Source organism: Entomomonas moraniae (genome assembly GCF_003991975.1).
Lineage (GTDB): Bacteria > Pseudomonadota > Gammaproteobacteria > Pseudomonadales > Pseudomonadaceae > Entomomonas > Entomomonas moraniae.
In genome coordinates this window covers 2,287,411-2,301,810 of record NZ_CP029822.1, presented here as the reverse complement: position 1 = coordinate 2,301,810, position 14,400 = coordinate 2,287,411, and the positions used below count along the sequence as shown (strand labels likewise).

Annotated in this window: 11 protein-coding genes; 8 read left to right on the top strand and 3 right to left on the bottom strand. The window is 38.3% G+C overall.

The window, feature by feature from the left end; translation table 11 throughout:
- The first annotated feature begins 65 nt into the window (after nt 1-65).
- The 4 genes from DM558_RS10785 (at nt 66) to dauA (ending at nt 8,164) form a co-directional block, all read left to right on the top strand.
- Nucleotides 66-1,664 carry a mucoidy inhibitor MuiA family protein gene (locus tag DM558_RS10785; protein WP_127164013.1) on the top strand — a complete coding sequence of 533 codons (1,599 nt, stop codon included), beginning with the start codon at nt 66-68 and terminating at the stop codon, nt 1,662-1,664.
- 9 nt (nt 1,665-1,673) lie between these two features.
- A complete protein-coding gene (locus tag DM558_RS10780) occupies nt 1,674-3,290 on the top strand; it encodes a mucoidy inhibitor MuiA family protein (protein ID WP_127164012.1) in 1,617 nt (538 codons plus the stop codon).
- Nucleotides 3,291-3,727: 437 nt separating this feature from the next.
- Nucleotides 3,728-6,226 carry an autotransporter outer membrane beta-barrel domain-containing protein gene (locus DM558_RS10775; protein ID WP_164731445.1) on the top strand — a complete coding sequence of 833 codons (2,499 nt, stop codon included), beginning with the start codon at nt 3,728-3,730 and terminating at the stop codon, nt 6,224-6,226.
- Between the two features lie 198 nt (nt 6,227-6,424).
- Nucleotides 6,425-8,164: a C4-dicarboxylic acid transporter DauA gene (gene dauA / locus DM558_RS10770; RefSeq protein ID WP_127164010.1), complete on the top strand. Its 1,740-nt coding sequence runs from the start codon at nt 6,425-6,427 to the stop codon at nt 8,162-8,164.
- Nucleotides 8,165-8,195: 31 nt separating this feature from the next.
- Here dauA and DM558_RS10765 read toward each other — a convergent pair whose 3' ends face one another.
- Nucleotides 8,196-8,780, bottom strand: a complete 585-nt coding sequence (locus tag DM558_RS10765; RefSeq protein WP_127164009.1) for a TetR family transcriptional regulator — start codon at nt 8,778-8,780, stop codon at nt 8,196-8,198.
- 112 nt (nt 8,781-8,892) lie between these two features.
- Between DM558_RS10765 and DM558_RS10760 the strand changes: the two genes are divergently transcribed.
- On the top strand, nt 8,893-10,398 hold the full coding sequence (locus tag DM558_RS10760; protein WP_323368259.1) for an MFS transporter: 1,506 nt from the start codon (nt 8,893-8,895) through the stop codon (nt 10,396-10,398).
- Nucleotides 10,399-10,410: 12 nt separating this feature from the next.
- On the opposite strand, the gene DM558_RS10755 is transcribed toward DM558_RS10760, so the two are convergent.
- Nucleotides 10,411-11,316, bottom strand: coding sequence for a zinc ABC transporter substrate-binding protein (locus DM558_RS10755; protein WP_127164008.1), 906 nt, complete (start codon nt 11,314-11,316; stop codon nt 10,411-10,413).
- Nucleotides 11,317-11,378: 62 nt separating this feature from the next.
- Here DM558_RS10755 and DM558_RS10750 point away from each other — a divergent pair, with 62 nt between their 5' ends.
- Genes DM558_RS10750 through znuB form a run of 3 tightly spaced genes read left to right on the top strand, consistent with a single transcriptional unit; the run spans nt 11,379 to nt 13,420 of the window.
- On the top strand, nt 11,379-11,864 hold the full coding sequence (locus tag DM558_RS10750; protein ID WP_127164007.1) for a Fur family transcriptional regulator: 486 nt from the start codon (nt 11,379-11,381) through the stop codon (nt 11,862-11,864).
- A gap of 4 nt (nt 11,865-11,868) precedes the next feature.
- Nucleotides 11,869-12,636: a zinc ABC transporter ATP-binding protein ZnuC gene (znuC, locus tag DM558_RS10745; protein WP_127164006.1), complete on the top strand. Its 768-nt coding sequence runs from the start codon at nt 11,869-11,871 to the stop codon at nt 12,634-12,636.
- Nucleotides 12,629-13,420: a zinc ABC transporter permease subunit ZnuB gene (gene znuB / locus DM558_RS10740; protein ID WP_127164005.1), complete on the top strand. Its 792-nt coding sequence runs from the start codon at nt 12,629-12,631 to the stop codon at nt 13,418-13,420. Before znuC ends, znuB begins: the two co-directional genes overlap by 8 nt.
- Before the next feature lie 36 nt (nt 13,421-13,456).
- Here the strand turns inward: znuB and panC are convergent, their stop codons facing one another.
- Complete coding sequence (panC, locus tag DM558_RS10735; RefSeq protein ID WP_127164004.1) at nt 13,457-14,287, bottom strand: pantoate--beta-alanine ligase; 831 nt, start codon at nt 14,285-14,287, stop codon at nt 13,457-13,459.
- Between the last annotated feature and the right edge of the window lie 113 nt (nt 14,288-14,400).

Genomic DNA, 14,400 nt, shown 5'->3' with positions numbered 1-14,400 from the left:
TGTATAGTATCGCAATACAGGATCTTTTTTTATGAGATAACGTTTTATTAATCGATGGAGAGAATATGAATAATTGGTTATCGATTATTTGTTTAGCAAGTGTTGCCTTTTGTTGTCAGGCAGAAACAAAACTGAGTTCGACTATTAAAGAAGTGACTGTTTATAATGACCGTGCAGCGGTTACTCGTCATGCTCAAATTCAATTGAGCGCAGGTGAATACGAATTGGTTTTTGAGAACCTACCGAACGCTCTTGATAATCAATCTCTACAGCTTGATATCAAAGCGACAAAAGCTGTTATTATTCAAGATATTAATATTAACCATCATTATTTAGTGAGTAATGCTAACGAACGTTTACGAGTGGTTGAGCAAGAAATAAAAGTTCTACAAGAAAAACTTGCCCAAGTAGATGATCAAGAAACTTTATTGGTTAATCAAAAAAACTTTATTGACCAAGCCCAAAAAAGTACTGTTGGTGAGGATAGTAGGGCAAACAGGCCGAGTTTAGAGCAAGTTCAACAAATAATGGATTTTTCCAGCGTTAGCCTAGCAAAGTTGTCGGAAGAAACGCGACAATTGAGTACTGAAAAAGAGCAATTACAGAAGCAATTACAAGTTTTAAAGGATAACCAAACATTACTATTTGACGAAACACAATCACAAGTAAAAGACGTGACAGTTAAAGTAAACGTGCCAAAAACAGAAATGGTTAAGGTTAATTTAACCTATGTGACTTATGGTGCCAGTTGGACACCAATTTATGATGCCCGTTTTAGTAGTAAAGAACAAAAACTATCGTTGAATTATTTAGCGAATGTTGCGCAGCAAACTGGAGAAGATTGGCAAGGGGTAAAACTAACCTTGTCTACAGCAAAACCATCATTGAGTGGTACAGTACCTGAGTTAAAACCATGGACGGTGGCACAATATAATGAAAGAGTATTGGGTAGTCCTCGTGATAGTAGAATGCAGTACAAAGCAGCCAGAGCTGATATGAGTAGTAAAAAACCTAGACCAGCATTCACACCTAAAGCCAGTATCAGTACGAGCTTAACGAATACAGCGTTTACGATCGCTGAGCCAACAACCTTATTATCCAGCAGCGATGAGCAAAAAGTAGTGATTTATAGTCTTGATAATTTACAGGCAGATTTGGTTTATCAAACTGTACCACGTCTAAAAGAAGTGGCTTTATTACAAGCAACCACAAAAAACAATTCAGATTATCCTTTATTAGCAGGGGTGTTAAATATTTTTATGGATGGGCGCTTTATTTCTCGAGGTACTTTAGGTATCACTATGCCTAATGATACCTTGAAAGTGGGTTTAGGTGTTGATGAAGGGGTCAAGGTAACATTTAAACAACTAAAACGCTTTACTGAGAAAACTGGGTTTACTAACAGTGGTGAACGTATTACCTATGATTATCTCCTCACTGTTCAGAATAATAAAAATAAACCTATTGCATTAGCTATTGCGGATCATATTCCTGTTTCACAGAATGAAAAAATTAAAGTAAAACTGTTGTCACCTAACACTATTCAAGCCGATAAAGAAGGAAAAATAAGCTGGAATATAACCCTTAAGCCAATGGAGAAACAAGAAATACCGATTAAGTTTACAGTGGATTATCCTGTTAATACTCAAGTGATTGGTTTATAAAGGAATACGATGATGAGAAGATGGTTATCAGTGATTTGTTTAGGCACATTAAGTCTTTACACCTATGGTGCACAAAAAGAATTAGCTTCAAGCATTAAAGCAGTGACAGTTTATGCTGATAGAGCATCCATTAATAGGCAAGCTGAAGTGATATTACCAGCGGGTGAGCATGAATTATATTTTAAAAATTTACCTGTGCAATTAGATAATAATTCTGTACAGGTCAATGTGTTAAGTAGTAATCCAGCGACAGTATTAGATGTTACAACCAAACAACAAGCGCGCTTAAGTGATGTGAATCCAAGGTTGCAAAAGATAGCTGAAGCTATTCAACAGTTCTATGATCAAAGAAATAAATTAACAGATCAACAGGCATTATTGACTAATCAGCAAAGATTTATTCAAACTTTACAGTTAGGAGTCTTGGCTACTAATAAAGACGGCTCAAGACCTTCTGTGCAAGAGTTAAAAAATATCATGCAGTTTTCGAAAGAAAATTTACTGATAATATCAGAAAAAAAACGGCAAATTACTAAGGAAATCGAAAAAATAGATGAGCAATTAACAAATCTTGAGAGCGAGCGTCAGCCTATTTTACGCAGTAATAAACAAACAAAAGATATAGTTGTTCGCGTTAATTTGCAGCAACCTAGTAAAGTTGATGTGGATTTAAGTTATGTTACTTCTAATGCTATATGGTATCCCCGTTATGATGTTCGTTTTAATACCAAGAGCGATCAATTACAATTAGATTATTCTGGTATTGTGCAACAAAGAACGGGTGAAGATTGGAGTAATGTTAAATTAACCCTTTCCACAGCTAAACCTAATTTAGGTAGTGATATTCCAAAACTACAAGTATGGTCTATTGATCAGCTCCATGAGGTAGCAGTTGCTGAACAAGTATCATATACGGCAATGGCCGATATACCAGCACCTGCTCCAGCAATGGCCGTGCCTAAAAATGAAGTGCAAGCATTAAAACAATTAGCCTCTGTGGATATGGGGGTGACCAGTGCATCATTCGATATAGCTAATACTATTTCTTTGAACAGTGGTGGTCGCGAGCAAAGCGTTTCAATTACAGAGCTTGAGTTACCTCATAAGCTAAATTATATCACTGTGCCCAAGCTTGCTTCAGCGGCGTACTTGCAAGTTGCTGCAACAAATAACAGTGATTTTCCATTGATAGCTGGTAAGCTCAATGTGTTTATGGATAATCGCTTTGTTACCAGTAGCTATTTAAAAACGACGATGCCGAAAGAAGCATTAAAACTTGATCTGGGGGTTGATGAAGGTATTTCTGTAACCTATAAACCGATTAAACGCTTCGCTGAGAAAACAGGATTCACTGGTGGCTATGATAAAGTAACTTATGAGTATTTATTAACGGTACAAAATAATAAAAAAACCACTCAAACAATTAAGGTGTTTGATCAAGTTCCTGTTTCTGAGAATGAAAAAATAACGGTTAAACAATTATCACCTGATCCTAAAGTAATTAAGCATGATGAAGAGGGGAAAATCAGTTGGGATTTAACCCTAGCTCCACAAGGGAAAAAAGAGAGTTCTATACAGTTTTCCATCGAATACCCTAGCGAGATGAAGGTTGTCGGCGTTAATTAGTGGCTGAAGAAATGGATGTATTGAAAGTCCTAAAATAAAGTTTATGCTTGTAACTTTTAATCAAACAGTGATTATTACAAGCATAAATTAGACTTGATCAAATTAAGTAAAGTTCTCTAGTAGTTCTTAAATTGTTTTTATATGAACTAGTTCTCTTAATTCTACATGTAACAGTGTATGATACGGTATTGACATTGTATTTTATATAACACTAAAGTACAATTTATACTAATGTCTTGATCTTGTTTATCTTTCAAGAAAGCTAGAAAGCTATAGTCATCCTATGAAAGGATACTATCGACCGTCTTTATCCTTTATTGGCATATCTATTTTAAAGGTTGCTAACCGGATATAAGTTTTTAGAAACCGCTGGTAAAAATCTATTTTATATGAAATATCATTCTATAATTGCATTGGCAGTAAGTTGCTCATTGTTAATGCAAAATCACGCCATGGCCATGGATATAAAAAATGGTGAAGAAAAAGTAATTGATAATAAATTATCGGACTCTATTACAACTGTAGGCTCAGCCAGCGATGGAAAATTAACAATTTCTGAAGGGGGAGAGCTGACGACCAGTATCTTTCGAGTTGGCTTTAAGGGTGGTAATGGTGAAGCGAATATTATTAACGGTGGAAAAGTAATTATTTCTGGTAATAGCTACAGTTATCCTTTTGCCATAGGAGGTTCTAGTGATGGTGGTAGTAATAGCTCCATAAATACAACGGGGACATTAAATATTTCTGGTGCTGGAAGTTTAGTAACCAGTACAGGTTCCATCGGTGAGTTTTCAATCGGTAGCCAAGGAGGAGAAGGCTATTTGAATATTACTGATGGTGGAAAATTAACTTTACAGCAGGGGCTTTGGGTAGGGTCAAGAGGCGGTGAAGCAACCAAGGGATTTGTAAATGTTCAGGGGAATGGTAGTGAATTGTCAACAGATCAGCGATTCATTGTTGGTACTTATAATTTTGGTCAAGCGGTATTTAGTGATGGAGCAAAACTTACGGTCAACGGATCTGGAGCCAGTGCTATCACAGTTGGCAATGAAATCAGTAATCAAAAAGATAATTTATTAGTGATTACAGGGAATAATACAACGGCTACAGCGACAAATGGTGGTGTTGTTGTTGGAAACGGGGGTAAAGGCACATTAATTGTCTCTGAAAATGCAACATTATCCTCAGCCAAAGAGATTATTATTGCAAACATGTATACAGCTAATGGAGAGCTAGCAATCGGTAGTCGAAAAGGTGAGCAAGCGACTGGTGCTGGTGTTATCGATGCGGACTCTATCCGCTTTGGCGCAGGAACTGGTGTATTGGTTTTTAATCACACGGACAGCGATTATACATTGAGTTCAGCTATTCATGGTCAAGGTACTGTAGAGGCTTTATCAGGTGTAACTATATTAACTGGAGCAAATGATTATACAGGTAGTACGCTAATTGGTGACGGTGGGATATTACAAGCTGGGTTAGCCAATACGTTTAGTAGTCATTCATCTTATACGGTTAATGAAGGCGGTGGTTTATTTTTTGATGGTTATAACCAAACTATTTCAACATTAATCAATGCAGGTGTTACTAACCTCTCTGGGTCAACAGCAGGTACTGTATTAACGATAACTGGTGATTATATAGGACAAGATGGATATCTTGTTTTAGGGACGCAACTTGGCGATGATAGTTCGGCAACAGATCAATTAGTTATTGAAGGAAATGCTACAGGCACAACGCATGTTTCTGTTAATAATCTCGGTGGTTCGGGTGCGCAGACCATTGAAGGAATTAAGATAATCGATGTAAAAGGTTCTTCAGATAATGGGGCCTTTATACAGAATGGCCGTATAGTGGCAGGTGCCTACGATTATAGTTTGATTAAAGGTTCCGCAACAGGTCAAGATGATCAAAGCTGGTATTTAACTAGTGTGTATAATCCTAATGGGAATGGAAATGGGAATATACATACCGTCCGTCCAGAAGCGATGGGGTATTTGAGCAACTTAAGTACAGCCAATGCTATGTTTGGTCTTAGATTACACGATCGTCAACCTGAAAGAATGTATATAGATCCTGTGACCGGGCAAAAGAAAACCACAACATTATGGTTACGGCATCAGTATACAAATAATCAGTTTGAAGATTCGACAGGTTTATTAACCTCTAAAACGAATAGAAATATGACCCAATTAGGTGGTGATATTGCCCAGTGGAGTAGTAATGACATTGATCGCTTTCATCTAGGTGCTATGGTTGGTTATGGTTATTCGCACGGTAAAGCAGAGTCTAAATTAACTAAATACCGTACAAGTACTGAATTAAAAGGCTATAGCATGGGCCTTTATGGTACGTGGTATCAAAATAATATAGATAAAAAAGGGTTGTATATTGATACTTGGGCATTATGGAATCACTTTACTGCAAAGGTGAATGGTCAAGAGCTTAAACAGGAAAAATATCACCTAAAAGGAATGACAGGCTCAATAGAAGTGGGTTATGCACTTAATCTTGGCTCATTGCGTAAGGGTTATGAAGTATGGTTGCAACCGCAAAGTCAGTTAATATGGCAAGGCGTTAAAGCTGACAACCATACTGAAAATAATGGTACGCTTGTTGGAGCTAATAAAAATAATATACAAACTCGCTTAGGAACACGCATTATGCTAGTGCCTGAGCAATCTAGCAATCTTACGATGCCATCGGTTAGCCCCTATGTAGAAGTGAATTGGTTACATAACTCGAGAAACTATCGCGTGAGTATGGATAACGAGCAGATCTCGCAAGCAGGGACTAAAAATATTGCTGAAATTAAAGTAGGTGTTGAGGGGAGTATGACTAGCAATCTTAGTCTATGGCTTAATGTGGGACATCAATTTAGTCATGATAGTTATAAAGATACAACAACTAGCGTAGGGGTTAACTATAGTTTTTAGCCCCATTTCTTTTTATTAGATTGTCGGTGAATAATTATATTTTTGCGTCACTGTTACTGAGAGCGCTATTTAATTTTTGATAAACGGATTCAGAAAGAGAAATTATGACATGCTCTTTGTTTATCTTTGTTAAATCGGCTATGATGTTCCGATAAATGCATTTTTATATTTTCATTTGATAATGATAAGAGGATTATCGTGTCTATTTCTCGTTATATTGATTCTATTCCTTTCATAGAGTCGATGAAAGGGTATCGGTTAGGCTTTTTTAAAAAGGATTTAATAGCGGGCTTAACGATTGGTTTGATTGCAGTACCCCTTTCTATGGCGTTGGCAATTAACTCAGGTGTTGCACCTCAGTATGGCTTGTATACAGCAATTGTTGCAGGCTTTTTTATTGCTATCTGTGGTGGGTCTCGCTTTAATATTTCTGGACCAACAGCCGCCTTTGTCATTATTTTACAACCGATTACAAATCAATATGGGCTTGTTGGTTTATTAACAGCAAGTTTTCTAGCCGGTATCATTTTGCTGCTGATGGGCTTGTTGCGCTTGGGGCGTATGATTTTCTTCGTTCCGCAGTCAGTGGTGACTGGCTTTAGTATGGGAATTGCAGTGGTTATTGCGTTAACACAGCTCCCCGATTTTTTCGGTGCTATTCCTACAGTATCAGGAACTGACTTTATTTCTCGTTTACAGGGAATCGCGCAAGTTATTACTCAAGCCTCTTGGGCTGATGTTTTTTTAGGATGCACCACATTGGCAGGTATGCTAATTTTTCCTAAAATCCTTAAGGGGTTTCCTCCTCATTTATTTGTTTTACTTTTAGCTGTTGCACTAGGTGCATTGCTTTCTTATTTTGGCTTAGAATTTAGAACAATCTATTCAGTTTTTAGTTATACCTTGGATGGAAAAGAGTATGTAGGGATCCCTGCGATATTGCCTGCCTTAAGTTTGCCATGGACAGATGTTACAGGTAGTTCTTTTTTATCTTTGAAAATGATACAGGATTTGTTACCGCTTTCTTTCACGATTGCACTATTAGGGGCGATTGAATCATTGTTATGCGCTGTGGTTGCTGATGGTATGACGGATACTCACCATAAACCTAATGCTGAGCTAGTCGGACAGGGAATTGGCAATATTATTGCCCCTTTCTTTGGTGGCTTCGCAGCTACGGGTGCTTTGGCAAGGACTGCCACCAGTATTCGAGCAGGTGCAAAAACGCCGTTAGCAGCGATTATACATTCACTCTTTGTGTTAATGGTTTTATTGTTGTTTACGCCTTTCTTAAATCGTTTGCCAATGGCGAGTTTGGCTGCATTGCTTTTAGTAGTTGCTTGGGGGATGGCTGATTTCAGGTATTTTAAAGGGATATTTCCGATGATGCCCCGACAAGATAAATTAGTATTATTTACTTGCCTTAGCCTGACCATTATTTTTGATATGGTTATTGCGGTGATGATTGGGATGCTATTGGCTTGTGCTTTGTTTATGAGAAGGGTTGCAAAGCTTACAACGATTGACCTTTTATCCGATGAGGAAACAGTGGGCCGTCAGCGTGTCAATATTGATAAATCGTTTGCTTTAGAATACCGTATTACAGGGCCTTTCTTTTTTGGCGTGGCCCGTAAAGCCATAGATTCTATGGCAAGGTTATCGACTATTGGTGGTAGCACGAAGGTTGTTATCATTTATTTACAAAGCGTTCCTTTTATCGACTTATCAGGCTTAATGGCCTTCAAATTAATGATTGAGCATATTCAGTCCAAAGGGATGGTGGTGATCCTATCTGGGCTTAATAATGATGTGAAAAAGACTTTAGGTAAAGCAGGTTTATCGCCTAAAAAGAATGCAGGGATTTATTGGGCTAATACGGTGGATGAGGCGGCAGAAAAGGCAATGGAATGTTATGTGATGTTTACTATGATAAAGTAGAAACGATTAAGTTATTGGTTGCTCTTTACTATTAGATAAGAGGAGGATTGATTTGAAGGATGCGATAAATACAATTTTTAATAATATGCTTTTCAAATCGAAACTCTTCAATCACTGCAATGTTATCAAAACCGCAACTCAATGCGATAAGCTCCCATGCTGTTTCTGTGGGGATAGGGGTATTAAAAATATTTTGTTTTTTGCCTTGATTTATTAGTTTAACAATGGCTTGATGCCATTCTTCGATAGATTGTTTATAGGCTTTCTTTATTTCATTATCACGTTCTGCCAGAAAAACTGCTTCACTCCAAAGTTTTCTCATCATAGACCCCATTTCCCCTTCGATAGGGCTAATGATATTAATGAGTTGTTCGGGTATCGAGATATTGATGTAGTTTTGTTCTGCTTGGGTCATCAAGTCATCTGAAACTTTATGGAGTGCCAAGGCTTTTAATTGGCTTATGGATTGAAAGTGATGGTGTATTTGCCCTATAGCGAAGCTCCCTTTAGCCGCAATATGTCTTGCGGTGATGGCTGAAAGGCCTTCATCTAGCGCTATTTGCATGGCTAGTTTTGATATTTCCTCATGACGTTGATTTTTTGTTAAGTATGCCATCTTATTTTATTTTCCTTTGTTTCTATCTATATTATGAACAAATATGGACATGTGTTCAACTTTTATATAGAATTTGCAACTTGAACGCATGTTCAGAAATTTAAAGAGGGTTATGATGTCGAACAAGTGGCTAATTTTATCGTTAATTATAGTAATCTATTTACCTGTATCGATTGATGCAACGGTTTTGCATGTGGCTGTCCCGACTCTTAGCGTACAGTTATCAGCTTCAGCCAACGATTTGTTATGGATTATAGATATTTACTCATTAGTGATGGCAGGGCTATTATTGCCAATGGGGGCTTTAGGTGATCGATTAGGTTACAAAAAACTGGCGGTCATCGGGTTGGCTATTTTTGGCTTTGCCTCATTGGGTGCTGCATTAGCACCTAATGCTATTGTGCTTATCATTACACGCGCTATGTTAGCCATAGGTGCTGCAATGATTTTACCCGCTACGTTGGCGGGTGTGCGTAAAACGTTTTCCGATGATAATGAAAGAGCCATGGCCTTAGGTATCTGGGCAACTGTCGGTGTGGCTGGCGCTGCAATTGGTCCATTAGTTGGTGGGTATTTATTACAGTATTTTTATTGGGGCTCTGTGTTTCTAATAAATATTCCTATTGTTATTTTCGCTATTATGGCCATACTCATTATTATTCCTTATCAAGAGCAAAATACCCAACAGAAGTGGGAGATTGGTAAGGCATTACTCTTTATTGTGGGAATTTTACTGTTGATTTATGCAATAAAAACAATGTTTAGATCAAGTGGAGAATTTGTTATCCCTCTAATATTGGGTATTACGGGCTTTATTATTATTTTCTCTTTTATTAAAAATGAATTAAACAGCACAGCACCAATGATTGATTTTTCATTATTGAAGCAGAAAGTATTAGCAATGGGTACAGTCATGGCGATGACAGCCATGATAAGTATTGTGGGTTTTCAGCTGTTGATGGCGCAAGAATTACAATTCGTATACGACTTAACGCCACTTAAAGCAGGATTATTTATGCTGCCATTGATGTTAGCCAGTGGCTTTGGTGGGCCTATAGCAGGTTGGTTAGTGGTACGTTTTGGATTACGGCTTGTGGCTACGGGTGGAATAGTGATTAGCTCATTTAGCTTTTTTGGATTGGCTTTATGCGATTTTTTGACTTCCCCCTACATAGCTTGGGCATTGATGGTTCTGTTAGGATTGAGTGTGGGTATTGCTTTGTTAGCGTCTACAACAGCCATTATGTCAACAGCGCCTGTTAATAAATCAGCGTCAGCAGGTGCGATAGAGGGTATGGCTTATGAACTTGGTGCTGGGTTCGGTATCGTCTTATTTGGCATGATGCTGACCGTTATTTATTCACATAATATTGTTATTCCTGATGGCTTATTACCAGCACAGATTGGTTTAGTCGAGAGCTCTATCAGCGAGGCCTTTTCTGTGGCAAAACATATCGATAGGCCTGAGCTGAGCGAACAATTAATTTATGCGGCAAAAGAAGCCTTTGTGAATGCCCATGAGTTTGTGCTAGTGATTGCAGGTACATTATTAGCAATACTATCTTACTTTGTATGGCAGTTCTTACCGAATAAAGTCGAGGCGATTAAGCATAACTAGCCTTGTACGACATTATTTTTTACATTGCAGTAGCTGCTTAGCAAGTTCATTCAAAAGCGCAGGGTATCCTTTACTTGTCATGGGTACTTCTGCTCCCATGGCGTCAAGCTCATAGCTCTTAACGGGTAGATTATTTGTTAATGTATCAATGAGTTTTGGTTTGATAGGTGGCTCATAGAAAATACAACTATTTCCCATGCTTTTTAGGCGCTCTTGCATTTCTGCTACTTGCTTAACACCCGGTTGTACACTGCTATTTAGGCTAAAGACACCCGCATGCTTAACTCCGTAGGCTGCCTCAAAGTAGTCATAGGTCTCGTGGGATACAAAGAAAGGAACGAGTGTGACTTTATCTAGCTCATCACGGATTGCACGGTCGGTTGCATTAAGTTCAGTTTGAAAAACTTGTAAGTTGTGCTGATAGTGTTCTTTATTCTCTGGATCTAGCTTTGAGAGATCCTCTGCCATTCGGGTAGCTATGATGTTAGCATTTTCAGGACTCAACCAAAGGTGTGGGTCTATTTGGCCTGCTTGATGTTCATGGTCGTGCTCATCGTGGTCTTTTTCATTTTCACTGAAGTGACGCAGTTTAATATTCGGTAGTTTCTGAATGGCTGTTGCATTATTGTTTCGCGTGGCAACCGTTTTGGTAAGGAATATCTCCATATCGGGACCTATCCAATAAAATAGATCGGCATTTTGAATCTTTTGGATATCATCGGGTCTTAATGAGTAATGATGTGCTGATGCGCCAACGGGGAGTAATACCTCTGGGGTGCTGATACCCTCTTGAATTGCAGCAGCTATCAGTTGTATAGGTTTTATGCTAGTGAGTAATTTTATCTCTTTAGCTTGTGCTAAGCTCGATGCTATGAGTATTAAGCTTAAATAGGTAGTAATAAGTTTATTAAGACGCATATAGCCCCCTCGATGAATATGTTATATAATAACATAACAAAAAATAACGTTATAGTATTCTAATGGATAAAGCTAAAAATTTAATTCATCAACATGATCACCAAACATGCATTGATAAAGCATTGCAACAAGCAGAAGAGTTGTGCCAAGATCGTGGCGTGAGGTTGACTGTTTTAAGAAAGCGTGTGCTATCGCTTATATGGCAGAGCCATCAGCCCTTGGGAGCTTATGATATTCTTAATACGCTAACTACAGAAGACGGTCGTAATGCAGCGCCTCCTACGGTGTACCGTGCTCTAGATTTTTTACTGGAGAATCAACTCATTCATCGTTTAGCTTCATGTAATGCTTTTGTGGGTTGTTCTCACCCAATGCATACGCATGAGGGCTATTTTTTAATTTGTAGTCAATGCAAAAACGCACTAGAGCTCGAATATATGGCTATTAATAAATCTATTGAAGAAGCTACACATAAAGCAGGTTTTTTAGTCAGTCATCAGACAGTAGAAGTGCTTGGGCTATGTTCTGACTGTCAAAAGAGCCATTAACGGTATGAGCATACTACTTATTGAAGTGACGCAGTTAAATGTAAAGCTTCGTGAACAGTCTATTCTTGATAATATTAATCTGAGTATTTATTCTGATCAGATAGTAACGATTATTGGGCCTAATGGTGCTGGTAAAACAACGTTGTTAAAAACCTTGTTAGGGCTTTTAACACCAAGTTCTGGAACAGTATGGCGACAAGATGGGTTAACCATAGGCTATGTTCCTCAGAAACTACAACTGAATCCGAGTTTGCCTTTGAGTGTGAGGCGGTTTTTAAAATTATTACCTAATATAACCGATGAACAGATTAATACGGTTATGAAAGAGGTTGGGGCTTCACATATACTCGAAAAGTCTATGCATGGAGTTTCTGGTGGTGAATTACAAAGGGTTTTATTGGCTAGGGCACTGCTACGCAGACCCCAGTTGTTGGTATTAGATGAACCAACGCAGGGCGTCGATATTAATGGGCAAGTGGAGTTATACAAGCTGATTAGTGCTATTTGTAGCCGCTACCACTGTGGCGTGCTAATGGTATCGCATGATCTAAATTTAGTGATGGCGAATACTGATCAAGTCATCTGTCTAAATAAACATATCTGTTGTTCTGGGCATCCTGAACAAGTGAGTCATGATCCTGCATTTAAAGAGTTGTTCGGCAGTCACGCCAATAGTTTTGCAATATATCACCATCACCATGATCATCAGCATAATTTGAATGGGCAAGTTATAAATAAACATACCTGTGGGGATGGGTGTAACCATGCCTAGTTTTATCTTGTTTGCATTAATTGCAGGGCTTTCTCTTGCTATTGTGGCAGGGCCTTTGGGTTCATTTGTTGTGTGGCGTAAAATGGCTTATTTTGGAGATACACTCTCGCATGCCTCTTTACTGGGTGTTGCTTTAGGCTTCATGCTGAAAATCAACTTAACCTTTGCAGTGATTATTTGTTGTGTGTTGATTGCAATTTTATTAGTGAGCCTACAGCGTAAACAACCGTTGGCATCTGATACATTACTGGGAATTTTAGCTCATAGCACCTTATCCCTAGGATTGGTGGTGCTTAGTTTTATGCCTAATGTGCGGGTTGATGTCATGGAGTATTTGTTTGGTGATATTCTAACCATCACACAAACTGATCTTTACTGGATTGTAGGTGGCTGTTTATTAACATTGATTTTAATAATTGCATTGTGGCGGCATTTATTGTCCATTACTGTTAATGAAGAGTTATCAGCTGTTGAAGGGTTACCTGTTGCGATTATTCGTTTGGCATTGATGTTAATGGTTGCTATTGTGATTGCGGTTGCGATGAAAATTGTGGGTGTTTTGCTTATTGCTTCTTTGTTGATTATCCCCCCTGCAACAGCGCAAAGGCATGCTAAAAGTCCTGAGCAAATGGCGGTTGGAGCGAGTATTTTAGGTATATTAGCGGTTTGTTTAGGTCTGGTCTTTTCGTATTACTCAAATGCCCCAACGGGGCCTGCCATTGTTGTTTCCGCAGCTGCTATATTTTTGTTAAGCTTTTTATTGCCTCGGCGCGTTTTAGCTTAGTTGCCTGTCTTGCCCCTTGTGAAAGGGGCAGTCAAGTTATAAGGTGATTTCAATATTATCGATCAGCCTTGTTTTTCCAAGACGAGCGGCAGCTAAAATAACCAAATGTTTATCTTCAACTTGTGCAGGTAATAGTGTTTTTGCGCTACGTGCTTCAAGATACTCAACTTGCCATCCATGAGTGTTCAGATGTGTTGTTGCTTGATTGAGCATGTTTGTGTAGTTATTATCCCCCTCTAGAATTGCTTGTTGCAATTGTTGCAGTATTTTATAAAGCTCGGGTGCTTGTAGCCTTTCTGCGTCGCTTAAATAACCATTACGGCTTGAAAGTGCTAGCCCATCATTTGCACGGCCTGTTTCAACACCGATGATTTTGATCGGCATATTTAAATTGTTCACCATTTCTTTAATGATAAAAAGCTGTTGAAAGTCCTTTTTACCAAAGCACGCAATGTTAGGTTGTACAATATTAAATAGTTTATTAACAACGGTAGCGGCCCCTCTAAAATGGCCTTGGCGAGAAGCTCCGCATAGTTGATATTGAATATCGGATGGTTCAACAAATGTTACCTGTGGGGTTGGGTAAAGTTCTTTAACCTCGGGGGCAAAAACTGCTGAGACGCCAACATCAACGAGCTTTTCAATGTCTTGATCTAATGTTCTTGGGTATGACTCAAAGTCTTCTCCTACACCAAACTGAATAGGATTCACAAAAATACTGACAACAACATGATCTGTTTGTTTTTTGGCTTCTTTGACTAATTGCAAATGACCATTGTGTAGATTTCCCATCGTGGGGACAAAGCCTATAAAGTCTTTATCTTTACGCCAAATTCGTAATTCTTTAATCGTATGAAGCAATTGCATAAAAAACCTTAGAAAATATTGTGTGGTAAGCTCATTGTATAAGAAGGGAGCCTGACAGCAATCCTTCTTATTCATTTATAAAGAAGATTTAGACTAAAAACTGGATTATTAGT

Coding starts and splice junctions, on each gene's coding strand:
- DM558_RS10785 (WP_127164013.1), top strand. CDS start 66: ATGAATAATTGGTTATCGATTATTTGTTTAGCAAGTGTTGCCTTTTGT.
- DM558_RS10780 (WP_127164012.1), top strand. CDS start 1,674: ATGATGAGAAGATGGTTATCAGTGATTTGTTTAGGCACATTAAGTCTT.
- DM558_RS10775 (WP_164731445.1), top strand. CDS start 3,728: ATGCAAAATCACGCCATGGCCATGGATATAAAAAATGGTGAAGAAAAA.
- DM558_RS10765 (WP_127164009.1), bottom strand. CDS start 8,780: ATGGCATACTTAACAAAAAATCAACGTCATGAGGAAATATCAAAACTA.
- DM558_RS10760 (WP_323368259.1), top strand. CDS start 8,893: ATGATGTCGAACAAGTGGCTAATTTTATCGTTAATTATAGTAATCTAT.
- DM558_RS10755 (WP_127164008.1), bottom strand. CDS start 11,316: ATGCGTCTTAATAAACTTATTACTACCTATTTAAGCTTAATACTCATA.
- DM558_RS10750 (WP_127164007.1), top strand. CDS start 11,379: ATGGATAAAGCTAAAAATTTAATTCATCAACATGATCACCAAACATGC.
- znuC (WP_127164006.1), top strand. CDS start 11,869: ATGAGCATACTACTTATTGAAGTGACGCAGTTAAATGTAAAGCTTCGT.
- znuB (WP_127164005.1), top strand. CDS start 12,629: ATGCCTAGTTTTATCTTGTTTGCATTAATTGCAGGGCTTTCTCTTGCT.
- panC (WP_127164004.1), bottom strand. CDS start 14,287: ATGCAATTGCTTCATACGATTAAAGAATTACGAATTTGGCGTAAAGAT.